This window comes from Streptomyces sp. NPDC034085 (genome assembly GCF_055575555.1).
On record NZ_JBVISL010000005.1, the window covers coordinates 1 to 24,302 of the forward strand.

15 protein-coding genes and 2 tRNA genes are annotated in these 24,302 nt (G+C 74.9%); 7 read left to right on the plus strand and 10 right to left on the minus strand.

Annotated features, from left to right (window positions below; genetic code table 11):
* Window positions 1-354: 354 nt before the first annotated feature.
* Window positions 355-891, minus strand: a complete 537-nt coding sequence (locus ACZ501_RS18635; protein WP_361609994.1) for a MarR family winged helix-turn-helix transcriptional regulator — start codon at window positions 889-891, stop codon at window positions 355-357.
* Between the two features lie 132 nt (window positions 892-1,023).
* Between ACZ501_RS18635 and ACZ501_RS18640 the strand changes: the two genes are divergently transcribed.
* The gene (locus ACZ501_RS18640) at window positions 1,024-2,325 is read left to right on the plus strand and encodes an MFS transporter (RefSeq protein ID WP_468797298.1); all 1,302 of its coding nucleotides are present in this window, start codon (window positions 1,024-1,026) and stop codon (window positions 2,323-2,325) included.
* Window positions 2,326-2,391: 66 nt separating this feature from the next.
* On the opposite strand, the gene ACZ501_RS18645 is transcribed toward ACZ501_RS18640, so the two are convergent.
* The gene (locus tag ACZ501_RS18645; protein WP_468797300.1) at window positions 2,392-4,122 is read right to left on the minus strand and encodes an ATP-binding SpoIIE family protein phosphatase; all 1,731 of its coding nucleotides are present in this window, start codon (window positions 4,120-4,122) and stop codon (window positions 2,392-2,394) included.
* Between the two features lie 187 nt (window positions 4,123-4,309).
* Entirely contained in the window at window positions 4,310-5,728 is a 1,419-nt protein-coding gene (locus ACZ501_RS18650) for an NAD(P)/FAD-dependent oxidoreductase (protein ID WP_361609993.1), read from the minus strand.
* Window positions 5,729-6,070: 342 nt separating this feature from the next.
* Between ACZ501_RS18650 and ACZ501_RS18655 the strand changes: the two genes are divergently transcribed.
* Together ACZ501_RS18655 and ACZ501_RS18660 are read left to right on the plus strand one after the other, a co-directional pair.
* Complete coding sequence (locus tag ACZ501_RS18655; protein ID WP_361609992.1) at window positions 6,071-6,856, plus strand: TetR/AcrR family transcriptional regulator; 786 nt, start codon at window positions 6,071-6,073, stop codon at window positions 6,854-6,856.
* A 277-nt stretch (window positions 6,857-7,133) separates the two neighbouring features.
* Complete coding sequence (locus ACZ501_RS18660) at window positions 7,134-9,074, plus strand: sigma-70 family RNA polymerase sigma factor (protein ID WP_468796655.1); 1,941 nt, start codon at window positions 7,134-7,136, stop codon at window positions 9,072-9,074.
* On the opposite strand, the gene ACZ501_RS18665 is transcribed toward ACZ501_RS18660, so the two are convergent.
* Window positions 9,061-12,285 (minus strand): BTAD domain-containing putative transcriptional regulator, encoded by a 3,225-nt coding sequence (locus ACZ501_RS18665; RefSeq protein WP_468796658.1) that lies wholly within the window; start codon window positions 12,283-12,285, stop codon window positions 9,061-9,063. The two genes, ACZ501_RS18660 and ACZ501_RS18665, sit on opposite strands and share 14 nt — an antisense overlap.
* Before the next feature lie 304 nt (window positions 12,286-12,589).
* Complete coding sequence (locus ACZ501_RS18670) at window positions 12,590-14,809, minus strand: asparagine synthase-related protein (protein WP_468796661.1); 2,220 nt, start codon at window positions 14,807-14,809, stop codon at window positions 12,590-12,592.
* Window positions 14,810-15,482: 673 nt separating this feature from the next.
* On the opposite strand from ACZ501_RS18670, the gene ACZ501_RS18675 reads away from it, so the two are divergent.
* From ACZ501_RS18675 to ACZ501_RS18690, 4 genes are all read left to right on the plus strand, one after another.
* The gene (locus ACZ501_RS18675) at window positions 15,483-17,108 is read left to right on the plus strand and encodes a sporulation protein (RefSeq protein WP_468796664.1); all 1,626 of its coding nucleotides are present in this window, start codon (window positions 15,483-15,485) and stop codon (window positions 17,106-17,108) included.
* A 19-nt stretch (window positions 17,109-17,127) separates the two neighbouring features.
* On the plus strand, window positions 17,128-18,342 hold the full coding sequence (gene lhgO / locus ACZ501_RS18680) for an L-2-hydroxyglutarate oxidase (protein WP_362462908.1): 1,215 nt from the start codon (window positions 17,128-17,130) through the stop codon (window positions 18,340-18,342).
* 345 nt (window positions 18,343-18,687) lie between these two features.
* On the plus strand, window positions 18,688-19,530 hold the full coding sequence (gene trmB, locus ACZ501_RS18685) for a tRNA (guanosine(46)-N7)-methyltransferase TrmB (RefSeq protein ID WP_361608831.1): 843 nt from the start codon (window positions 18,688-18,690) through the stop codon (window positions 19,528-19,530).
* A 95-nt stretch (window positions 19,531-19,625) separates the two neighbouring features.
* Window positions 19,626-20,849, plus strand: a complete 1,224-nt coding sequence (locus ACZ501_RS18690) for a PrsW family intramembrane metalloprotease (protein WP_468797302.1) — start codon at window positions 19,626-19,628, stop codon at window positions 20,847-20,849.
* Between the two features lie 26 nt (window positions 20,850-20,875).
* On the opposite strand, the gene ACZ501_RS18695 is transcribed toward ACZ501_RS18690, so the two are convergent.
* The 5 genes from ACZ501_RS18695 to ACZ501_RS18715 all read right to left on the minus strand — a co-directional run.
* Window positions 20,876-21,931 (minus strand): peptidoglycan DD-metalloendopeptidase family protein, encoded by a 1,056-nt coding sequence (locus ACZ501_RS18695; protein ID WP_468796667.1) that lies wholly within the window; start codon window positions 21,929-21,931, stop codon window positions 20,876-20,878.
* A gap of 295 nt (window positions 21,932-22,226) precedes the next feature.
* Window positions 22,227-23,507: a PP2C family protein-serine/threonine phosphatase gene (locus ACZ501_RS18700; protein WP_468796671.1), complete on the minus strand. Its 1,281-nt coding sequence runs from the start codon at window positions 23,505-23,507 to the stop codon at window positions 22,227-22,229.
* A gap of 72 nt (window positions 23,508-23,579) precedes the next feature.
* Window positions 23,580-23,653 (minus strand) — tRNA-Met (locus tag ACZ501_RS18705).
* 206 nt (window positions 23,654-23,859) lie between these two features.
* A tRNA-Lys gene (locus ACZ501_RS18710) sits at window positions 23,860-23,932 on the minus strand.
* 183 nt (window positions 23,933-24,115) lie between these two features.
* The coding region (locus ACZ501_RS18715) for a hypothetical protein (protein ID WP_468796674.1) at window positions 24,116-24,302 on the minus strand (187 nt) is incomplete at its 5' end.

Consider the following 24,302-nt stretch of genomic DNA (forward strand, 5'->3'; position numbering starts at 1 on the left):
AAGGAACGGACGCTTCCTTTGTACTCACCCTCTCGGGCTTTCCTCCGGGCTTTCGTTCTGTGTTCTTGCGTTTCCGACTCTATCAGACTCTTTCGGGCCTGACCCCCAGTCAGCGGGGTTTGTCTTCCGGGCTGTTGGGCCCTTCCGACTCCTGAACTCTAGCGGATTTCCCCGGCAACCGATAATCGGGCCTTCGGAAATGAATTCGGGCACGCCGAATTCGTTCCCAGTGGGAGATCGTGCTGAGTAGTTGCCGCTACGAGGCGGCGGGATTCGTTGCCTCCACAACCTTTCGGCTCCGGGGCAACTCGAAGAACCTTACGGATCCGCGGGGGGCGTGTCAACCCCCGGAGGTCAGGCCGGGGACTGGAGGTCTTCCACGCGGTCCAGGAGGCGCGTGAGCATGTCGCCCAGCACTCCGCGCTCCGCGGTGGAGAGGTCCTGGAGGAGGTCCTCCTCGAAGACCGTGGCCGCGCGCATCGCGTCGAGCCACTTGCTGCGGCCCTCGTCCGTCAGCTCCACGATCACGCGGACCCGGTTGGACTCGTCCCGTTCGCGGGTGACCAGACCCTCCGCGGTCATGCGGTCGATCCGGTGGGTCATCGCCGCCGGCGTCAGGCCGAGCTGCTTCGCGAGCTCGCTCGGGCCCATCCGGTAGGGCGCTCCGGAGATGACGAGGGCCTTGAGGACCTCCCACTCCGCGTTGCTGATGCCCAGGGCCGCGGTCTGGCGGCCGTACGCGACGTTCATGCGGCGGTTCAGCCGGCTCAGGGCCGAGACCACCTTCTCGACCTGCGGGTCGAGGTCCTGGAACTCGCGCTGGTAGACGGCGATCTGCTCATCGAGGCTCGGCTCGTGGACGGGCGTGTCGCCGTTGGGGGTCTCAGCCATGGCCCGAAGTATGGCACGAACCCGTTGGCATCTAACTCCTTCGATGTGTAGAGTTAAGGATCGAAGTTTAGGTATGAAGTTCTGAAGTCTTCAGTCTTCGGCTCTCAAGGCAGGTGAGAAGTGACCAAGGTGATGGGCGCTGCGATGCGGCGGATCCAGGCCGGCAACGCGCTGACCGCGTTCGGCATCGGTTTCACGGTTCCGTTCCTCTACATCTATGTGGCGCAGGTGCGGGGTCTGGGTTCGATGGCCGCCACGAGTGCGTTCGTGGCGTTCGCCCTCGGTGCTCTGGTCGCGCTGCCCTTCACCGGCCGGGTCATCGACCGGCGGGGTCCGGTGCCGGTGGTCATGGGGGCCGCCGTCGCCGCTTCGGCGGGCGCGCTCTCGCTCGGTCTCTCCACCGGCCTCCCGGCGATCCTGCTGTCCGCGCTGGCGCTGGGTGCCGGGCAGGCCGTGATGCAGCCGGCCCTGGCCACGATGATCGTGTGGTGTTCGACCCCGGCCACCCGGACGCGGGCCTTCGCCCTGCAGTTCTTCATGCAGAACCTTGGGCTGGGCATCGGCGGGCTCGTCGGCGGTCAGATCGTCGACGAGAGCCGGCCCGGCAGCTTCACCCTGCTGTTCGGCATCGAGGCCGTGATGTTCCTGGTGCTGGCGGCCGTGATCGCCACCGTGCGGATGCCGCACGTACAGAACATCAGCACGGCGATGGCCAAGGACGCGGCGCCGGCCGGCGGCGGCTGGAAGCGGCTGCTGCGGCACAAGGCGATGGTGCAGCTGTGCGTGCTGGGCTTCGTCCTGTTCTTCGCCTGCTACGGGCAGTTCGAGTCGGGTCTCGCGGCCTTCGGGACCGAGGCGGCCGGGATCTCGCCGTCCACGCTCGGGTTCGCGCTGGCCGCCAACACGGGGGCGATCGTCGTGGCGCAGTTCGCCGTGGTGAAGATGGTGGAGAAGCGGCGCCGGTCGCGGGTCATCGCGCTGGTCGGGCTGATCTGGACGGTGGCGTGGCTGATCGCCGGGTTCTCGGGGCTGGGGCACGGCAGTGCGGTGATGGCCGCCGCCGCGTTCGTCACCACGTACGCGCTCTTCGGCATCGGTGAGGCGATGCTCTCGCCGACGCTGGCGCCGCTGGTGGCGGACCTGGCGCCGGAGGGCTCGGTCGGGCAGTACAACTCGGCCTTCGCCCTGGTCAAGCAGATGGCGCTGGCGCTGGGGCCGCTCGGTGTGCCGCTGGGAGCCGGGGTGCCGATGCTCTACATCGGGGTGTTCGTGCTCGTCTCGCTGGGGATCGCGGTGCTGGCGCTGCGCCTCGGCGGGCGGCTGAGCCCGGTGCAGGACAACCCGTCGCTGGTGAGCCGGGTCGTGGCCCAGGGGCCGGCGGTCGGTGCCGAGGCCGTGGTGGCCGTGGAGCCTGCGGAGCGCGTGGCCGTGTAGGGCGCGTATGTGTGGAGGGAGAGCCCCCGGTCCTTTGGGCCGGGGGCTCTCCCTCTTTTGGTACGGCTACTTGTCGGGCAGGGCGAACTCGCACCAGACGGCTTTGCCGCCGCCGGGGGTGCGGCGGCAGCCCCAGGCCGAGGCGATGGTGGCGATGATCGAGATGCCGCGGCCGGTCTCGTCGGCCGGTTCGGCGCGGCGGCGGCGCGGGAGGTGGTCGTCGCCGTCGGTGACCTCGACGATCAGGCGGCGGTCGGTGCGGCGCAGCCGCAGACGCATGGGCGGGGTGCCGTGCTGGAGGGAGTTCGCGACGAGCTCGCTCGCGGCCAGGACGCCGAGGTCGCACAGCTCGACGGGGAAGCGCCAGGAGCTGAGGACGCCCTGGGCGAAGGCGCGGGCGCGCGGGGCGGCTTCGACGCCGCCGAGGAGTTCGAGGGCGGCGTTGTGGAAGAGCTCGGCGTCGGTGCCGGTGCGGGCGGGCTGCTGGAGGACCATCACGGCGACGTCGTCGTCGTGGTCGGCGTCGACGCCGAGGGCGCGCATCAGGCGGTCGCAGATGATCGCGGGGGTCCCCTGGGCGCCGGCGAGGGCGCGTTCCAGGGCGGCGACGCCTTCGTCGATGTCCTCGCCGCGGCGCTCGACGAGGCCGTCGGTGTAGAGGACGGCGGTGGAGCCGGGGCCGAGGGCGATGGTGCCCGAGGTGTGGATCCAGCCGCCGGTGCCCAGCGGTGGGCCGGTGGGGTCGGCGGCGCGGCGTACGGTGCCGTCCTCGTCGCGGACGAGGATGGGGAGGTGCCCGGCGGAGGAGTAGGCGAGGAGGCCTTCGTTGGGGTCGTGGACGGCGTAGACGCAGGTGGCGATCTGGCTGGCGTCGATCTCGGCGGCGAGGCCGTCGAGGAGCTGGAGCACCTCGTGCGGGGGCAGGTCGAGGCGGGCGTAGGCGCGGACGGCGGTGCGGAGCTGGCCCATGACGGCGGCGGCGCGGACTCCGCGGCCCATGACGTCGCCGATGACGAGGGCGGTGCGGCCGGCTCCGAGGGTGATGACGTCGTACCAGTCGCCGCCGACGGCCGCCTCGGTGCCGCCGGGCTGGTAGGTGGCGGCGACGCGGAGGTCGTCGGGCTGTTCCAGTTCCTGGGGCAGCAGGGAGCGCTGGAGGGTGACGGCGGCCTCGCGCTGGCGGCGTTCGCTGGCGCGCAGGCGTTCCACGGCTTCGGCATGGTCGGTGACGTCGGCGAGGTGGACCAGGATGCCGGTGTGGTCGGGGTCCGGTTCGCCGTCGGCGGCTGCCTTGGGGAACTCGACGGGGGTGCAGGTGACGGTGTAGGAGCTGCCGCCGCCGGGGGCGGTGCGGTTCTTGGCGGTACGGGGCTTGCCGCTGCGCTGGACCTGGTCGAGGAGGGGAAGCAGACCGAGCTCGCCGAGTTCGGGGAGGGCGGTGTGGGCGGGGGCGCCGGTGGTGCGGGGGCCGAAGCCGGCGGTGTAGGCGTCGTTGACGTAGGCGACGCGGTGGTCGGGGCCGTGGACGAGGGCTACGAGGGCCGGGAGCAGGCCGAGGACTTCCCGTACGGGCAGTTCGTCGAGGGCGGGGACGGCGGGGAGCGGTGCCGTGCCGGTGCCGCGGACGGTGGCGTCGGCGGGGGTGCCTTCGGCGGGTGTGGCGGGGTGGCCGACGGCGCCGCGGGCTGCCGGGACGGAGCCCTCGCCCCGCTTGGCCTGGGCTGCGGCGTGCTCGTTCCGGGCGGCGGCGCGGCGCTGCGTGCCGGGGAAGCGGGCGCTCCAGCGCGTGAAGTTCACTGCGTTCAAGCCTCGTGGTGTCGCAAGTGGTCGCGGTGTCCCCGCCCGGCGGGTGCCGGGAGGTGCCCTTGTGGTCGGTCGCTGGACGGTGTCACTCGTGCAGGTGTCACCCGTGCAGGCGTCACTCTGCGCAGGCGTGAGCCCACCTATGGTCACACGTCCAGTGTGGCCGACGGCACTGACAACGTCAGCCCTGGTTGTCCTGCGGGGGGTTGGGGGCGGGCTTGGGCGGGTGGTGCTTGGGGCCGGCGCCCGCGGCGAGTTCGAATTCTGCCCTGGGGTGTTCGAGGGATCCGAGGGAGACGATCTCGCGCTTGAAGAGGCCGGAGAGGGTCCATTCGGCGAGGACGCGCATTTTGCGGTTGAAGGTGGGGACGCGGCTGAGGTGGTAGGCGCGGTGCATGAACCAGGCGGGGTAGCCCTTGAGCTTGCGGCCGTAGACGAAGGCGACGCCCTTGTGCAGGCCGAGGGAGGCGACGGAGCCGGCGTACTTGTGGGCGTACTCGGTGAGGGCCTCGTCGCGCAGGGCGGCGACGATGTTGTCGGCGAGCTGCCTGGCCTGGCGGACGGCGTGCTGGGCGTTGGGGGCGCATTCGCGGCCCGGTTCGGCGGCGGTGATGTCGGGGACGGCGGCGGCGTCGCCGGCGGCCCAGGCGTGTTCGACGCCTTCGACGGTGAGGAAGGACGTGCAGGTGAGCCGGCCGCGTTCGTTCTTGGGGAGGTCGCTTGCCGCGAGGACGGGGTGGGGTTTGACGCCGGCGGTCCAGACGATGGTGCGGGTGGGGAAGCGGGAGCCGTCGCTGAGGACGGCGACGCGGTCCTCGCAGGATTCGAGGCGGGTTTCGAGGCGGACGTCGATATTGCGCCTGCGCAGTTCGCGGACGGTGTAGGTGCCCATTTCGGGGCCGACCTCGGGGAGGATCCGGTCGCTGGCCTCGACCAGCACCCATTTCATGTCCTCGGCCTTGACGTTGTGGTAGTACCGGGCCGCGTACCGGGCCATGTCCTCCAGTTCGCCGAGCGCCTCGACGCCGGCGTATCCGCCGCCGACGAAGACGAAGGTGAGGGCGGCGTCGCGGATCGCGGGGTCGCGGGTGGAGGAGGCGATGTCCATCTGCTCGATGACGTGGTTGCGCAGGCCGATGGCCTCTTCCACGGTCTTGAATCCGATGCCGAAGTCGGCGAGTCCGGGGACGGGAAGGGTGCGGGAGACGGAGCCGGGGGCGATGACGAGTTCGTCGTATTCGATCTCGATGCCGCCGGTGCCCTCCTCCGCGGTGGCGAGGGTGGTGACGGTCGCGGTCCGCTTCGCGTGGTCGATGCTGCGGGCTTCGCCGATGACGATGCGGCAGCGGTCGAGGACGCGGCGCAGGGGGATCACGACGTGCCGGGGTGAGATCGCGCCGGCGGCGGCTTCCGGGAGGAAGGGCTGGTACGTCATGTAGGGCTCGGGGGTCACCACCGTGACCTCGGCTTCGCCGGATCTCAGCTTCCGCTGGAGATGCAGGGCCGTGTACATGCCGACGTAGCCGCCGCCGACGACGAGGATGCGCGTGCGGGGCGGGGTACCGGGTTCGTCGCCCCGGGAGTTAGCAGCCTTCACCATCCCATGACGCACCGTGGCCGGGAGTTTGTCCACAGGCTCGGCACATTGTGTGACCGGTGGGGGCCTTGGGACGGGGCCGTCAGGAGATCCGGATCACGTGGGAAGTTCGCAGGTCAACGCTTCGGAAGGGGTGATTCCGGGGAGTTGTGGCGGAAAAGTGGGGGTGAATGCTCCGATCGGGCGGTGCTCGGTCGGGGGCTGCCTCTTCTGAATTGACTCTGGCTCAACTATGTTCGTATCCCGTCGAGGACGTAGGACCGGGGCCCTCATGACCGTGGCCCCCCTCGACACGAAGGCGGGGAGTGTCTCCGGGGGGAGACAAGTGATTACCGGGGGATACATATGAACATTTCCGATTTCCATGGCTCTGTCACCGCTCTGTCCGCGGAGACCGGCGGACGCGTGATGGCGGGCACGACCACCCACGGCGTGGGCCGCTCCACGCCGCTGCGCGTCGACGCCCAGCGCAACCTCGAGCACGTCCTGCGGGCGGCCCGCGAGGTCTTCGGCGAGCTGGGCTACGGGGCTCCGATGGAGGACGTGGCACGGCGGGCGCGCGTCGGCGTCGGGACCGTCTACCGGCGGTTCCCCAGCAAGGACGTGCTGGTCCGGCGGATAGCCGAGGAGGAGACCGCCCGGCTGACCGACCAGGCCAAGTCCGCCCTGGGCCAGGAGGAGGAGCCGTGGCAGGCGCTGTCGCGCTTCCTGCGCACCTCCGTGGCCTCCGGCGCAGGCAGGCTGCTGCCGCCGCAGGTGCTGCGGGTCGGCGCGGCCGCCGAGGAGGACGCGGCCGAGGACGAGGCCGCCGCGCGGGTGCCGCACCAGCGCCAGGCCGCCGTCGGCGGGACGGCGGGTGCCGTGCCGGAGCTGCGCGTCGTGGGCGCGCGGTCCTCGGTCGAGGACGAGCCGGCGGAGGACGCCGGCGCGGGTGCCCTGCTGGAGGTCGTGGGCCGGCTGGTGGACCGGGCGCGGGAGGCCGGTGAGCTGCGGGCCGATGTCACGGTGGCCGATGTGCTGCTGGTGATAGCGACCGCCGCGCCCGCACTGCCCGACCCGGCGCAGCAGGCCGCTGCTTCGGCCCGGCTGCTGGAGATCCTGCTCGAGGGGCTGCGCTCCCGGACGGCGTGAGCCGCGCCGGAGCCGTGGTCCGGTCCGCCGTCGTGAACCGCCGCACGGCTGCCGGGCCGGCCCCCGCAGGGGTGGGGGCCGGGCCGTCGGCCGGCGCGGGCCGGGTCAACGGTGGGCCTCGGATGGCCGCTCACTCGAAGGGGTGAGGAACGGTACGGTGATTCGCCGGATCGTCCCCGGACGGGTGGATGGCGCGGAGAGGCGGCCGGGGCGCCACTGCCGTGTGCCAGGCTGGATCGGTGTACCGGTCTGAGTGTGTCGTGCGGGGGCTTCCGCGGTGAGCGTTGACGGGCGGGACGAGTCCCCTGGTGGCGTCGGCGGTACCGGGGCCGCGGCGGGTGGTCTGCCCGCCCGGCAGGTCCCGGCCCAGCGCGAACGCGGTGGCCGGCACGCCGCGTCCGGCCCGTCCGGGGTGGACCTGCCGCCGTCCGACGCGGACTTGCTCACCCGGATGCGCGGGGGTGACGACGGTGCGTACGAGGAGCTGTTCCGTCGGCACGCCGACGCGGTGCGGCGCTACGCGCGGACCTGCTGCCGGGACGGGCACACCGCCGACGACCTGACCGCCGAGGTGTTCGCGCGGACGCTGCAAGCGGTACGGGGCGGGGCCGGGCCGGACCAGTCGGTGCGGGCCTACCTCCTGACCACCGTGCGGCGGGTCGCCGCGGCCTGGGCGAAGACCGCCCGGCGGGAGCACCTGGTCGAGGACTTCGCGGTGTTCGCGGAGCAGGCGGCCGCGGGTGCGGAGAGCGCCGGCGGGCTGTCGGGGGACGACACCCTGGAACTCGGCGCCGAGGTCAGGGCGATGCACGCGGCCGAGCGTTCGCTCGCGATGCAGGCCTTCCGGAGCCTGCCGGAGCGGTGGCAGGCCGTGCTGTGGCACACCACCGTCGAGGACGCCTCGCCGAGTGCGATCGCCCCGCTGTTCGGGCTGAGCGCCAACGCGACGGCGGTGCTGGCCAGCCGGGCCCGGGAGGGGCTCAAGCAGGCCTACCTCCAGGCGCACGTGAGTTCCGCGCTCAGTGCGGGCGGCGACTGCGCCCGGTACGCGGACCGGCTGGGCGCGTACGCCCGGGGCGGGCTGCGGATGCGGGCGGAGCGGGGGCTGCGCGGGCACCTGGAGGAGTGCGCCAAGTGCCGGCTGGCCGCCGGGGAGCTGAAGGACGTCAACGCGGGCATTCCCGCGCTGCTGCCGGTCGCGGTCATCGGGTGGTTCGCCGCCGGGTACGCCGCCAAGGCGGCGGGGGTGGTGGCCGGCGGGGCCGTCGCCGCCGGAGGTGCGGGGGCCGCCGCCGCGGCGGCGGGAGGGTCGTCGGCCGGGGCGGGGGCTGCGGGGGCCGGTGCTGCCGGGGCCGGGGCTGTCGGTGGGGGCGGGGCCGGGGGTGCCGGGGGTGCGGTGGTTTCCGAGGGGCTCGGGCTGCCGGCCAAGGCCGCCATCGCGGCCGGGGTGGCGGTCGCGGCGGCCGCCGGGGTGGTGTTCGCCCTGGCCGGGGACGATCCCGAACCGCGGGCCGGGGCGAAGCCCGTGCCCGGGGTGGCGGCGCCGACCGCGCCCGAGGTGCCCGCGCCGTCGGTGTCCGCCGCGCCGGAGCCGACGCCGCCGGGGGCTCCTGCGCCGGTTGCGCGGAGATCCGTACCGCCCGGGCGGAGCGCGGCGCCGTCCGTGCCGGCCGCGGTGGCCGCGCCGCCGTCCGCCGCGGTGACCCCGCGGGCGAAGGCCTCGCCCACGCCGCCGACTCCGTCTCCGTCGCGGGGCGGGCCGGCACCGGCGCCGGGGCCGGCTCAGGGGTTCGCGCTGGCTCGCCTCGGGCACTCCGCGTACGGGCAGCACACCGGTCCCGAACTGGAGACCTGGCGCAGCAGCTGGGTGTGGCAGCGGTGGGGCCTGGTGGCGGGCGGGCAGCGGTTCGGGCAGGGGATCACCGTCGCCTCCCGCTCCACGGTGGAGATCACCCTCAACCGGCGGTGCACCCGCTTCTCGGCACGGGCCGGGGTGGACGGGCTGTCGCTGCTGACCGACGGGACGGTGCGGTTCTCCGTGTACGGCGACGGTCAGCGGCTGTGGCGTTCGGACGCGCTCGGGTACGGCGACGCCCCCGTGCCGGTCGACGTGCCCCTGGCCGGGCGCACGACGCTGCGGCTCGTGGTGGAGCAGGCCGCACCGGGACACCTGCCGACCCTGGCGAGCTGGGCCGACGCGGTGATCAGCTGCCGCTGACGCCGGCGTCCACCGTGAAGGCGGACAGTACGGCGGCCACCTCGGCCGGGGTCAGGGTCCGGCCCTCGGCTTCGGCCCGGGCCTGGCCGGCCGCCCCGAGGGCCGCGCGGGTGCGCTCCGGGAGTCCCTCCAGGGCGGCCTCCTCCGGCACCGGGCGGGGCCGGCCCGCGCGCCATGAGGTGGCCGCGGCGAGCACTCGTACGCTCTCGGCCGGATGCCCGGCGTCGGCCAGCAGCAGGGACGCCGTCTCGGCGAGACCGGCCAGGAAGCGTTCGGCGCAGCGCGCGCCGGCCGCCTCGGCGAGGGCGGGCCCGATCCTGGCCAGGCCTGCCTCCGGGCCCCGGGCGCGGGCGGCCAGGACGGCCTCGGCCAGGTCGAGCCCGGCGGTGAGCTGCGGGGGCGTGGTGATCCGTGCGGCTTCGGCGCGGGCCCGGGCGCAGGCGGCCGCCGCCCGGGGGAAGTCGCCGTTCCGGAGGGCGAGCATGGCGGTCAGGAGTCCGGCGAAGGTGGTCACGTCGTACACGGCGCCGCGCTCGTCGGCTTCGTGCACGGCCTCGGCGAGGAGCCGTTCGGCCCTCTCGTAGTCCCCGGCGCAGAAGGCGGTTTCCGCGATGCGGGCGATCGCGAAGGGCGCCTCGATGTGGGCGCCGACCTCGCGGGCCAACCGCAGGCACTCCTCGTACGCGGCGCGGGCGCTGTCGTACTGGCCGCGTGCGAGCGCGGCCTCTCCGGACGCGCTGGCCACCTGGGCGCGGATCCAGCGGTCCCCGACGCGGTCGGCGATGGCGTGGAGCTCGGCGAGGTCGGCGTCGGCGGTGTCGAGGCCGCCGGTCATGTCGAGCGCCGCGTGGGTGCGCATCAGCAGGGTGACGCCGAGTTCCCAGTCGCCCGCGTGGCGACGGCAGTTGGCGACGGTCGTCTCCAGTTCGGTGTGGAAGTGGGCGCCCTCGCCGGTGAGGAAGGAGGTGGCGGGCCAGAGCATGCCGGGGAAGACGGTGCTTTCCGGGCAGCCCCGGCGGAAGGCCGCCTTGACGCGGGCGGCGCGGGCGCGCTGCTCGGGCGTGCGGAACCCCTCCAGGCCCGTGCTCTCGGCAATCAGGAAGACGTGGAGGATCTCCAGGCGCATGAAGTGCCAGTACGCCGGGGTGCCCTCGGGCGGGTCGGCGGGGGTCCGGGCGAGGACCCGGCCGGTCCATTCGGCGCCCTCGACGCGGTAGTTGCGCAGCCACCAGAACCAGCTGAGGGCGAAGACGAGGCGCCGGGCGGTCTCGGGGCCGGTCCCTTCGGGGTCGCCGTCGGTGGCGGTGTGGAGGGCGCCGCGGAGGTTGTCGAGCTCGGTCTCGACGCGCCGGATCCAGGGGAGCTGGCCCGGGGAGCGCAGCAGCGGCTCGGCCCGCTCGGCGAGGGCGAGGTAGTGGCCGGCGTGCCGCAGGGCGGTGGCGCGGGCGTCGTCGGGGTCCTCGGCGAGGCGCTCGGCGGCGTACTCGTGGATGGTCTCCAGCATGCGGTAGCGCATGCCGTCGGGCTCGGGGACGGCCACGACGAGGGACTTGTCGACGAGGGCCGCCATGGTGTCGGCGGCGCCGGGCGCGCGGGCGTCGCCGCAGACGGCTTCGGCGGCGTCCAGGTCGCAGCCGCCGGCGAAGACGGACAGCCGGGCGAGGACGGTGCGCTCGGCCGCGTCGAGGAGGTCCCACGACCAGTCGACTACGGCGCGCAGGGTCTGCTGGCGGGGCAGGACGGTACGGGCGCCGCCGGTCAGCAGGCGGAAGCGGTCGTCGAGGCGGTCGGCGATCTGGCGCGGGGTGAGCAGGCGCAGCCGGGCGGCGGCCAGCTCGATGGCCAGCGGCAGCCCGTCCAGGCGGTCGCAGATCTCGGCGACGGCGGCCGGGTCCTCGGCCGGGCTGAAGCCGGGGCGGGCTGCGGCGGCACGGTCGGCGAAGAGGCGGTGCGCGGGGCCGGGCGGCAGCGGATCGAGCGGGCGCAGGAACTCGCCGGGCACGCCGAGGGGTTCGCGGCTGGTGGCGAGGATCCGCACGCCGGGGCAGTGGGTGAGGAGGCGTTCGGCGAGTTCGGCGGCGGCCCCGATGACGTGCTCGCAGTTGTCCAGGACGAGGAGCAGGCGGCGGTGTGCGCAGTGTTCGACGAGGACGGCGGTGGGGTCGTCGTGGGCGGCGGTCTTCTCCCGGGCGACGAGACCGTTGTCGCGCAGGCCGAGGGCGCTGAGGACGGCGCCGGGGACGGCGGCGGGGTGGTCGAGGCGGGCGAGTTCGACGAGCCAGCCGGAGCCGGGGCGGGCGGCGGCCGCGTGCTCGGCGAGGCGGGTCTTGCCGGAACCGCCGGGGCCGGTGAGGGTGACGAGGCGTACGCGGTCCAGGTCCTCGGCGAGGGCGGCGAGTTCGGGCTCGCGGCCGACGAAGGAGGTCAGGCGGGGGCGGATGTTGCCGCGGGGCTGCGGGGACGGGGTCTGGAGCAGTTCGGCGTGCAGCGCGCGCAGCCGCGGGCCGGGGTCCGCGCCGAGGCCTTCGGCGAGGTCGCGGCGGGTGCGCTCGTATGCGGCGAGGGCGTCGGCGGGGCGGCCCGCGGCGCGCAGGGCACGGAGCTGCTGGGCGCGCAGTGGTTCGTCGTACGGATGCTCCTGGATCAGCGCCTCGATCTCCGGCAGGAGTGCGGCGGGGGCGGTGGCGCCGCTGCGCAGGTCGGCCTCGATGCGGTCCCGCAGGGCGGCGGCGCGGCGGGCTTCGCAGGCGGCGGCGTGTGCGGTGCGGGCGGGTTCGGGGAGGTCGGCCAGGGCGGGGCCGCGCCACAGGGCGAGGGCCTCGCGCAGGGTGGTGGCGGCGGTGGCGGGGTCGGCGGTGAGCTGCTCGGCGCCGAGGGCCGCGAGGCGGGTGAAGCGGTGGAGGTCGACGTCCTCGCGGGTGGCGGCGAGGCGGTAGCCGCCGGCGGGGTCGGCGTGGACGGCTTCGCGGGAGCCGAGGGTGCGGCGCAGGCGGGAGACGAGGGCCTGGAGGGCGGCGGGGGCGTCCTGGGGCGGGTCGTCGCCCCAGACCTCGTCGACCAGGTCGGTGACGGAGGCGGCGGCGGGGGCGCCGGCGCGCAGGGCGAGGGCGGTGAGGAGCGCGCGCAGGCGGGCGCCGCCGGGGGTGAGGGGGGCGCCGGTGTCGTCGCGGGCCGTGGTGGTGCCGAGGATGAGGTACCGCACCGGGGCCATTCTGCCTTGGCCCTGCGGGGCGGGCGGGGGCGGGCGGCTGCCGCCGACGGGGTGCCGCGGGGCGAGGCCGTACCCCGACGCTTCAGCTACCGCCGGAGCTCGGGGCCGCCGCGGCGGACCGTCGGCGGCCGCCGGGGCGGAACCTGCCGGGCCGTCACCGGGCCGATGGGGCGAGAGCCCGGCGGGGCGGCTGCCGCCGAGGGGGTGACGCTGGACGAGGCCGTACCCCCGCGCTTCAGCTACCGCCGGCGGCGAGGCCGGCGCTGCGGCCGTGCGCCGCGCCGCATGGCGCCGCGCCCCAGGGCTAGCGGCCCGCCGTGAGGGGGCGGGGGGCCAGGCGGGGGAGGGGGGTGTCCAGGGGTGGGACGGCGCGGCGGCGGGGGGTGGAGGTGCCGGTCCAGCAGGTGCCCCGGCGCGCCAGGAGGCGGCGGAGCCACAGCTCCATCGAGACGAGTTCCGCGAGCCCGTCGAGGGGGACGGGCCGGCCCTCGGCGGCGTCGATCAGGGCCTGTTGCACGACGCGGGCGTCGACCAGGCCGGCGTCCCCGAGGAGCGGCGTCGTGAAGAGGGCCAGCAGCGAGGTGAGGGCGGCCCGCAGTCCCAGGCGGGTGGCGGTCTCGTTCGGGGCGTGGGCGGTGGCGCCCCAGCCGGGCGGGAGTTCACGCACCCCGGCGGAGGCCAGGACGCTGCGCAGGATCTCGGCGCGGGCCCCGGGCTGCACCCGCAGGGACTCCGGCAGGGCCCGCGCGGCCCGTACGACCTGGTTGTCGAGGAACGGCGCGTGCAGGCGCTGGCTGCGTACCTCCACCGCCTGCTCGAAGACCCGGTGGTCGGCGGCGTGGCGGGCCAGCAGCGCGCGGGCGCGGGCCTCGCCGGGCCGCAGCGAGAGCGGGGGGCGTCCGGCGGCGGCCCGCAGACGGATCGATACTTCCGCCAGTGCTTCGCCGGTGAGCCAGCCCGCGGCCGGGCCCGGGCGGGACCAGGTCAGGGCCGCCAGCGAGGCGTCGACCGGCCCCGAGGCGGCGGCGGCGAGGGCGGCACCGCCCTCGCGGAGCCGGGCCGCCGCGGCCTCCATGCCCGCACGGTACGGCGTACGGGCGAGGCGGCGGGCGGCCGTGTAGACGGAGAACGGGACCAGCAGGGGGTCCGCGGGCGCCGAGCGGGCGAGGGCGGCGACGGGGCGCAGCAGGTGGCGGCGCCTGCGGTCCATGAGGAGGTCGGCCATGCGGGCGGGGTGCGCGTCGAGGACCCGGCGGGCTCCGTGTCCGGTGAAGTGGTCGGCGGAACCGGCCGCCAGCCGGCGGCGTTCGCGGGCGGCGAAGACGAGGGAGGGGCCGGGTTCGTCGGTGAGGGGGCCGTCGAGTTCCGCGTACGGGAGGGCTTCCTCGGCGGCGGCGACGACGACGTGGTGCAGCCGGGGGTCGGCGGCGAGGGCGTGGGCGCGTTCGAGTTCGCCCTCGCGGCCCTGCGGGGTGGCGAGGTCGTTGAAGGTGACGGCGAGGAGCCGCGAGCCGGAGCCGGGGAGGGTTCCGGGGGCGCCCGGCAGGCCGGCGGCGAGGAGGGCCAGCGTGGCGGAGGCGGTGCCGCCGGAGAGGTCGGCGCCGACGCCGGGGGCGGGGGCGCCGCGGGCGGCGCGCCGGTCGGCGGGGCCCATGCCGGGGACGGGTCCGGGGTCGGGAACCAGCGTGTCGGGGGCATGCCGCGGAGCCGTGAGCCGGGCGCGCACCGCGTCGACCAGTGCTTCGCGCACGCCCTCCACCGCCCGCTCGGCGTCGGCCTCGGGGGCGGCCACGGCGAGGGAGGCCACCGGCTCGTACCCGGTGATCTCCCGGGAGCCCTCGCGCAGGATCAGCGTGTGGCCGGGCGGGATGCGCCGGACGCCGGCGTACGGTGTGCCGTCGCCCAGGGCCTCGGGGCTGTCAGGGCAGGCGAGCAGGGCCGCGAGGTGGCCCACGTCGAGCTGCGCCTCGATGAGGTCGGCGAGCGGGAGCGCGGCGGTGGCGTACGCGGTCCCGCCGGCCCAGGGGGTGTAGAAGACGGGCCGGGCGCCCGCGAGGTCGCCGAGGACGGTGATGCGGCGCCCCGCCTGGACGACGGCCGTGTAGCTGCCGGGCCACTGGGTGAGGTGGCGCAGTGCGCCGCCGCGGGCGGCGTAGAGGGCGCGGCGCAGTTCGTCGTCGGTGGCGCCGCAGCAGCCGAGTACGGCGAGGCGGGTGAAGGGGTCGGCGGGGTCGGCGGTGACGGTGCGGACCTCGTCCGGGCGCCAGTCGCCGACGGCCCACAGGGGGTCGGGGTCGCCCCACAGGAGCTGGGCGCCGACGGGGTGGACGGTGCGTTCGGCGTCGCGGGCGGCGGGGTCGTCGGCGTGGGCGGCGTCCGCGATGCCGCCGTGCTGCGGCGGGCCGGCGTGCGGCGGGCGGCCGTGGGAGGGGCCGGGGGAGTCGTGGGGGCCGGGGCCGGAGGGGACCCGTCCTGCCGTGCCGAAGCTCGCGGCGATACTGCTCCACCCGACCAACCAGCGCACCGCCGCCTCCCCCAGCCCGTGGGCACATGACCGGGGCAACGGACGGCCGGAACGGCACGGACACCGTGCGTCGGCGTGCCTGGGTGCTCGGAGGGCGCGGCCGGCGGGACCCCGGGTGGCTCGGGGTCCATGCTGCCACGAGAAGGGCGTGCGGGAGTGGCTTCGGGGGGCGCACATGTAAACGAACACGCCTGGGCCACACGGTATTTGGCGTTCCGTTCCCACCGCCCCATAGGTCGGTTTCGGCCATTCTTCGGCCGTACTGAGGGCCCGTACGGGCCTCCGCGCGGGGAGCCCGGAAGGGCGGCGGGCGCGGCCCGGGAGGCGTCTCCCACCTCCCGGACCGTTCCGCCACCCGCGGGGATTGGGGCAGCGGCATCCCCCGGCCCGCCGGATCCAGCGGCGGGCCGACCCACGCACCGCACATCGAATCGCCGGGTCCCGGGAGCGGCCAGAGCGCACGGCCGGGCGCACGGCCACACGGCCGGAGCACGAGCTGACACGTGCGCCCGGGGCACGCCCCCCGCGCCGACTGTGCATACGGACAACAATCCCGCCATACGGAAGTCGGGGCCTTAACGCTTGGGAGGCGGGGAACTACGCTGGGTTTACGAAATGCCGGGCGCCTATGCCCCGGCGGCGTCTGCGTTCCGCGTGTGGCGAGGGGTGGCGCATGTCCAGGGAGCTCCGGGAGCCCAACGAGAAGCTCGGCGCCGTCCTCGCCCTCGCGGGCATCAGCAACGCGGGGCTGGCCCGGCGGGTCAACGACCTGGGCGCGCAGCGCGGTCTGACGCTCCGGTACGACAAGACGTCGGTGGCGCGGTGGGTGTCCAAGGGGATGGTGCCGCAGGGCGCGGCGCCGCACCTGATCGCCGCCGCCATCGGGGCGAAGCTGGGCCGTCCGGTCCCGCTGCACGAGATCGGGCTGGCGGACGCCGATCCCGCGCCGGAGGTCGGCCTGGCCTTCCCGCGCGACCTCGGGGCGGCGGTGCGCTCGGCGACCGACCTCTACCGGCTGGACCTCGCCGGGCGGCGCGGCGGTGGCGGGATCTGGCAGTCGCTCGCCGGTTCCTTCTCGGTGTCGGCGTACGCGACGCCCGCCTCGCGGTGGCTGATATCTCCGGCCGACAGCTCCGTGGCCCGCGAACCGGGCCCTTCCGGCGCCCCGGACACCACGCCCGGGACGGCCCCCGCAGCCCCGGCCGCCGCAGCCGCTCCCGCGCCGGGTGCGGTCCGCGAGCCCGCTCCGGTACGGGCCTCCACCGCCGCCGCCCCGCCGCGACGGACGCCGGAAACCCCCGCTCAGGGCGTTGTGCCCTCCCAGCCCGGACCCGAAACCGCGCCCCTGCCGCCGCCCCCGCCGCCGCCCGCGGCCGCTCCGCAGCGCGTGGGCCACAGCGACGTGGCCAAGCTGCGCGAGGCCGCCGAGGACGCCCGGCGCTGGGACTCGAAGTACGGGGGCGGGGACTGGCGTTCGTCGATGGTGCCCGAGTGCCTGCGGGTGGACGCGGCGCCGCTGCTGCTCGGCTCCTACTCCGACGAGGTGGGCCGCGCGCTCTTCGGGGCGACGGCCGAACTGACCCGGCTGGCCGGCTGGATGGCCTTCGACACCGGCCAGCAGGAGGCCGCGCAGCGCTACTACATCCAGGCGCTGCGGCTGGCCCGCGCGGCCGCCGACGTCCCCCTCGGCGGGTACGTGCTGGCCTCGATGTCCCTCCAGGCGACCTACCGGGACTTCCCCGACGAGGGCGTGGACCTCGCCCAGGCCGCCGTCGAACGCAACCGGGGGCTCGCCACCGCCCGCACGATGAGCTTCTTCCGCCTGGTCGAGGCGCGGGCCCACGCGAAGGCGGGCGACTCGGCCGCCGCCGGGGCGGCGCTGCGGGCGTCCGAGGCCTGGCTGGAACGCTCCCGCGAGGGCGATCCCGACCCGACCTGGCTCGGTTTCTACTCGTACGACCGTTTCGCGGCGGATGCGGCGGAATGCTACCGGGATCTCAAACTCCCCCGCCAGGTCCGCCGCTTCACCGAGCAGGCGCTGTCGCGCCCCACCGAGGAGTACGTGCGCTCGCACGGCCTGCGCCTGGTGGTGAGCGCGGTCGCGGAGCTGGAGTCCGGCAACCTCGACGCGGCCTGCGCGGCCGGCACCCGGGCCGTGGAGGTGGCGGGCCGGATCTCCTCGGCGCGGACGAACGAGTACGTACGGGACCTGCTGCACCGGCTGGAACCGTACGGCGACGAACCCCGCGTGGCGGAGCTGCGCGAGCGCGCCCGGCCGCTGCTGGTGACACCCGCGTAGCCCCGTTGTCGGTGGCGGGGTGCAGTATGCAGGGGTGGGAGGTGTCAGCGTGGACTGCGACGTGCTGGTGATCGGTGGCGGGATCGTCGGCTTGTCGACCGCGCATGCCCTGTCGCGCCTTGCCCCGGGGACCCGGGTGACCGTGCTGGAGAAGGAGGCCGGCCCGGCCCGGCACCAGACGGGGCGCAACAGCGGGGTGATCCACAGCGGTATCTACTACCGCCCCGGATCCCTCAAGGCGCGCTACGCGGTGCGCGGGGCCGCCGACATGGTCAAGTTCTGCGCCGAGCACGGCATCGCGCACGAGGTGACGGGCAAGCTGATCGTCGCCACCGACCGCTCCGAGCTGCCGCGCCTGCACTCCCTCGTCCAGCGCGGCAGGGAGAACGGCATCCCGGTGCGCGAGCTGGGACCGGCCCAGATCGCGGAGTACGAGCCGGAGGTCCGCGGCCTCGCGGCGATCCACGTCGCCACCACCGGCATCGTGGACTACGGCCGGGTCACGGAGCAGCTCGCCGAGTCCTCCGGTGCGGAAACCGTCTACGGCGCAGAGGTGGACCTGATCTCCCGCCGCCCCTCCGCGGTGGCGGTCCGCACCACCTCGGGCCTCGTCTTCCGCGCCCGCGTCCTGGTGAACTGCGCGGGCCTCCAGTGCGACCGGGTCGCCCGCCTGGCCGGTGACGACCCGGGCATGCGGATCATCCCCTTCCGGGGTGAGTACCACGACCTGGCCCGCCCGGAACTGGTCCGCGGCCTGGTCTACCCGGTGCCCGACCCGGCGTTCCCCTTCCTCGGCGTCCACCTCACCCGGGGCATCGGCGGCGGGGTCCACGTCGGCCCGAACGCCGTCCCCGCGCTGGCCCGCGAGGGCTACGGCTGGGGCACCGTCCGCCCCCGGGACATCGCCACGGAACTGGCCTGGCCGGGATCCTGGCGGATGGCCGCGCGGCACTGGAGGTACGGAGCGGGGGAGGTCCACCGCTCCCTGTCGAAGCGGGCCTTCACGGAAGCCGTACGCCGCCTGCTGCCGGCCGTCACCGAGGCGGACCTCACCCCCGCGGCGGCGGGGGTCCGCGCCCAGGCGGTCCTGCGGGACGGCACCCTGGTCGACGACTTCCTCATCCGGGAGGCGCCGCGGACGGTGCACGTCCTCAACGCCCCTTCGCCCGCGGCGACCGCGTCGCTCCCGATCGGCCGCGAGATCGCCACCCGAGCCCTCCGACACCTTCCCTGAGCCCCCTCCGCCCCAGACCCCGCGCCTCAAACGCCGACGAGGCCGGGTTGGGCTGCGAGACGGAGGGGTCGGGGGCGGGGTGGGGTGTCGTCCGGGACTAAAACGAGATGAATTCGGCGCGAGGTACCGCTTCCCCACCGGATCCGGAACAGGCGCCGAACATCGAAGCCCGTCCCGGACGACACCCCACCCCGCCCCCGACCCCGGCCCACGACACCCCGCCACAGCCCCCGCCCAACGGGCCACCACCGGCCCACCGGGACACCAGCGACCCACACCCCGCCCGGCCAGGGCAACGGCCAGGGCAACGGCCAGGGCAGGGTCACCGCGTAGAATCCCCGCATTGTGTCTGAGCCCCTGAACCCCCAGCCCAGCCTCCCCGACGGTCCGCCGGAGGCCCCCGCGGCGCCGTACTCGCCGCCCAAGTGGCGCACCGAGCCGCGTTTTCCCGACGGCCCCGCGCCCGACCCCGCCGGCTCCCACCACGAGCGCCGGATCCGCAGCTTCCAGCCGCGCCGCAGCCGGGTCACCACCGGCCAGGGCGAGGCGCTGAAGCGGCTCTGGGGCACCTGGGGCCTCGACATCGACGGCCACGAGGTCATCGACCTCGACCAGCTGTTCGGCGGCCTCCCCGTCGTCCTGGAGATCGGCTTCGGCATGGGCGAGGCCACCGCCCAGATGGCCGCCGCGGACCCCTCCACCGGCATCCTCGCCGCCGACGTGCACACCCCCGGCCAGGGCAACCTCCTCGCCCTCGCCGAGCGCAACGGGCTCACCAACGTCCGCGTGGCGAACGGCGACGCGATCATCCTGCTGCGCGAAATGCTCCCGCCCGCCTCCCTCGCGGGGATGCGCGTGTACTTCCCGGACCCGTGGCCCAAGGCCCGCCACCACAAGCGCCGCCTGATCCAGCCCGAGTTCCTGGACTTGGCCGCCACCCGCCTGGCGCCCGGCGCGCTGCTGCACTGCGCGACGGACTGGGAGGACTACGCCGAGCAGATGCTCGAAGTCCTCACCGCGCACCCGGCGTTCGAGAACACGCAGCCCGACGGCGGCTACGCGCCCCGCCCCGAGTTCCGCCCGCTCACCCGCTTCGAGGGCCAGGGACTGGACAAGGGCCACGTCGTCCACGACCTCCTCTTCACACGCCGCACCGGGTCGGCACTCGAACCCGGCCCCAAGAACTGACAAACGTCACTCCGAGTGTCCGACCCGCTCGGTAGGGTCATCATGTGTACCGAGCGCTCTCCCGTGTGCTCGCACGTACTTCGGGCACGGCCCGCATGTGCGTGCTCGTCACGCTGCTCACCGCCACCGGGGCCGCCATCCTGGAACTCGTGCGGCAACAGACCGGCACGGCCGGCTTCTTCGTGGGCCTCGGGCTGGCCCTGCTGCCGGTGCCGCCGCTGATGGCGGCGTTCCGGTGGCTCGGCCGGGCCGCCCCGGGCCCCTGGCGGACGCTGCTGTTCTGCTTCGGCTGGGGGGCCTGCACCGCGGCGCTGATCGCGATACTGGCCAACAGCTTCGCCACGGAGTGGATGGCCGCGGCCTCCACCGACCCCTTGGCCGCCGACCGGCTCGGCTCGGTGGCCGTCGCCCCGGTCGTCGAGGAGACCGCCAAGGCGGCGGCCCTGCTCCTCGTCTTCCTCTTCCGGAGACGGCAGTTCAGGGACGCCGCCGACGGGCTCGTGTTCGCCGGGTTCACCGCCACCGGCTTCGCCTTCACCGAGAACGTCCTCTACCTGGGCAACGCCTTCGAGGAGGACCTGGCCCACGGCACCCGGGCCCTGGACTCGGTGACGGCGGCGACGTTCTTCGTACGGGTCGTGCTCTCTCCGTTCGCACACCCCCTCTTCACGGTGCTGACCGGCCTCGGCTTCGGCGCGGCCGCGCTCGCGGTCCGCCGCATGCGCCGGACCGGGCTGCCGCTGCTGGGCCTGGCGTCGGCCATGGGCGCGCACGCGCTGTGGAACGGCTCCTCGCATTTCGGGAAGTACGGGTTCTACGCGGTCTACGGCTGCGTGATGGTCCCGGCGTTCGCCCTGCTGCTGGGGTTGGCCGTGCGGATACGGCGCCGGCGGCTGCGGGCCGTGTCCGCGGAGCTGTCGGTGTACTCCGCAGCGGGCTGGCTCGGTCCGGCGGAGGTGCCGGCCCTGGCTTCGATGCCGGCCCGCTCACTGGCCCGCGTCCTGGCCCGCCGCAGCGGAGGCCGCCCCGCCGCCCGCGCGGTGTCCCGGTACGCGGCGGACGCCGCCGCCCTCGCCCTGCTGCGCCGCCACGCCCGCCGCTCCGGCCCGGGCGACAGGGACCCGGAATTCGCCGAGCGGGAGCGCGAGTTGCTGCACCGGCTCTGGCACCGCCGCGCGACGGCCGCGCCCGCGCTGACCCGGGCCGCCGTACTGGAGGAGCTGCTGCCCCCACCGCGCTGGAGCCCGTCGGCCGCGCCGCCCGCGAGGGTCCCCGTACCGGCTGCCAGGAAGCCGGAGCTGTCGGCCTCCCCGACCTGAAGGGGGGCCGTAGCCGCCCGGTCGTCTCAGACGTCGAGGCCCTTCGAGCCCAGCCAGGCCAGCGGGTCGACCGTCGAGCCGCCCTTGCGCACCTCGAGGTGGAGGTGCGCACCGGTGACGTTGCCGGTCGCGCCGACCCGGCCGATGGTCTCGCCGGCGCCCACGGAGCCGGAGGTCACGGACATCGAGGACAGGTGGCAGTACCAGACCTCCGTACCGTCGTCGAGCTGGAGCACGATCCGGTACCCGTAGGCGCCCGACCAGCCGGCGGAGATGACCTTCCCGCCGCCCACGGCCTTGACCGGGGTGCCGGTGGGGGCGGCGAAGTCGAGGCCGGTGTGGTAGCCGGAGGACCACATGGAGCCGGAGACGCCGTAGTGCGAGGTGAGGGTGTAGGAGGAGGTCGGCAGGAAGTAACCGCCGGCGGCCCTCGTGCCCGTACCCGACGCCGAGCCCGCCCCCGGAGCGGCCTTGGCCGCGGTCTGCTCGGCGGCCGCCTTGTCCGCGGCGGCCTTCTCCGCGGCTGCCTGCTCGGCGGCGACGCGCGCCTGCTCGGCCTCCTTGTCGGCCGCCTCCCGCTGGGTCCGGGCCTCCTGGGCGGCGCTCTCGCGCGCGGACCGTTCCGCGTCGGCCCGGACCTGGGCGTCGACGGCGTCCTGCTGCGACTCGGCCTGCTGGAGGATGCGGTGGCGCAGCGCCTCACCCGCGTCGGCCTGCCGCGGCAGGTCCGCGGTCGCGGCCCCGCCCCCGGCACCCGCACCGGAATCGGCTGCGGCGGCGGTGTGCACCTCGCCGCCGCCGGAGTTCCCGCCCCCGCCCAGCAGGTCCGGCATGGAGGGCATGGATATGGCGACCTGGGGCCGGTCCTGGGCGGTGGCGATGCCGCCCGCGCCGACCGCCGCGATCACGCCGACGCCGAGCACGGTCGAGCTGCGGGCGAGTCCGCCGCGCGGCTTGAGGACGCGGTGCTTGCCGCGGACCGGGCGGGCGGAGTCCTCCGTGGGGTTCCACTCGCCCCAGGCTCCGGCGGTGGGCGTCTCCTGGACGTCGATGCCTTCAGGGGCAGGCGAGTTGGAGGCCACCGGGGCACACTCCTCATGGGCGAGAACGCAAACGGGTGCCGTCGTTGCGACGGCTGGGACGACCGCGCTGCGTTATCGAAAGGTAATCTACGGGGAGGTGTGATTCCAAGCTGATGCGATTGATCGTTAACGCCAATCAGCCACGCCCCGAACAGCTTTGGCCAGCGCATTGGCCCCACCGGAGCCCAACTCGGTGCAATCCACCCACGCCACCCCTCTCACTTCAGCCACACCGGCCAAATGACGCACCGTCACCTGTCCAACCGAGCGCACCGGCCTCGCTACGCACGGCGACTCACAGGTCGTCGTGGTGCGCCGCCGGAACGGTCCGCCGTCGCCCCGGCCGCCCCTCCCCCGTCCGGCCCACCGCGAGCAGCGCCATGTCGTCCGTCGCCGCGCCGCCCGTGTGCCGCCGTACGTCGTCGCTGAGCGCCCCGAGCAGCTCCTCCGGCCCCGCGAAGACACGTCCCCGCAGCCGGGCCGCCGGATCGTAGAAGGCCCCCGACCCGTTCCGCGCCTCGCTCAGCCCGTCGGTGTACAGCAGCAGCGTGCTGCCCGCCGGGAAGGGCCGCTCCTCGGGCCGGCCCGCCCCGTCGGCCGCCAGCTCGCCCAGACCCAGCGGCAGCGCCGGCTCGGCCGGGGCGAGTACCGCCACGCGCCCGTCCGCGTGCAGCAGCAGCGGCTCCGGGTGCCCCCGGTTGAGCAGCCGCAGCCGTTCGGCGCCCGGCGGGACCTCCCCGAGCACGCACGTGGTGAACCCCTCCACCGCGTCCAGGCTGCCCCGCCTCGCGCCCTCCCGGACCAGCGCCCGCTCCAGGCGCTGCGCGAGCCCCTCCAGGGTCGGCTCGGTCTCCGCCGCCTCCCGGAAGGCCCCCAGCACCACCGCGACGGCCTCCACGGCACCCAGCCCCTTGCCCCGGACGTCGCCGACCGCGAGCCGCACGCCGTACGGGGTGTCCTGGACGGCGTAGAGGTCCCCGCCGATGAACGCATCGGCCTGCGCGGCCTCGTACCGGGCGTGGACGCGCAGCCCGGCGATCCGCTCGGCCGGGGTCGGCAGCACGGCCCGCTGCGCGGCTTCGGCGATCCCGCGCGCCGAGGCGAGCCGCTCGCCGCTGCGCCGTACGACCCGGTTGATCAGCAGCGCCAGCGCCGAGACGGTCACCACCGTCACCAGCTCGGTCAGGGCCTCCACCTTGGCGCTGGTGCCGTTGTGGAGGTGCAGGCCGACGACGGTCAGCGAGGAGGCGATCCCGGTCAGCGCGGTGGCCCGGAAGGCGTAGAGGGGCGCCGCGATGAGCGGGGCTGCGGTGAAGAAGGGGGAACCCGTGAAACTGGGCGGGGTCGCCAGGTCGAAGACCAGTCCGAGCAGGATCAGCAGGACCGGCATGGTCCGCACCACCCGCCGGGCGGTGCCGTCCGCGCCGCCGTCGCCGTCCTGCCGGCCCAGCCCCGCCACGCTGCTCTCCTGCCGCCCGGTCGCGCCCCGAGCCTCAAGGCTGGCGCCGGACGCCCCCCTTCGGCGAGCGGGCCGGGCCGAAGGGGTGACGGCGACCCGGAACGGGGCACCGCCCACGGGGGCGCCGCGTAAAAGGTCCGGACACGACGAAGGCCCGGTTCCACAGGGGAACCGGGCCTTCGTACTGAGTAGCGGGGACAGGATTTGAACCTGCGACCTCTGGGTTATGAGCCCAGCGAGCTACCGAGCTGCTCCACCCCGCGTCGGTAAACCCAACTCTACGTCATCCGGGGGACGGCTCCCGCCAATTAACCCGCCCACACCCCCACGAACCGACATCACCGCAGGTCAGAGGCCTAAGAACCGAATAATCCCGGCGCCGGGAGCAGCACCCGCATCAAGCCGCCGGCGGTCCCGGGAACAGCGAAGCGCCCCACCCGGAGTATTCGGATGGGGCGCCTGCGAGCGGTAGGCCATGTCGGACTCGAACCGACAACCAACGGATTAAAAGTCCGCTGCTCTGCCAATTGAGCTAATGGCCCTCCACGTGCTCACCCCAGAGCATAGCCGGAGAGGGGCTGCTGACCGATCGGGTATCGCCGGGTGTGGCCCCGGCGGTTTCCCGCCAACCGGCGCGGGAGGGGCGAAACGGCCGGAAATGGGCTCGGCCCCCACCGCACCGGAGTGCTGTGGGGGCCGAGTCCTCGTCAGGCGTCGCTCAGGCGTCAGCCGTTGCGCTTCCAGCGGGGCTTGTCGTCACGGCGGCCGCCGAAGGAGCCGGTCGAACCGGACGGGCGGTTGTCGTCACGACGGCCGTAGGGGCGGTCGCCGGCGCCGCCGGAGCGGAAGCCACCGGAGGGACGGTCGTCGCGGCGGAAGCCACCACGGTCGCCACCGCGGTCGTCACGGTTG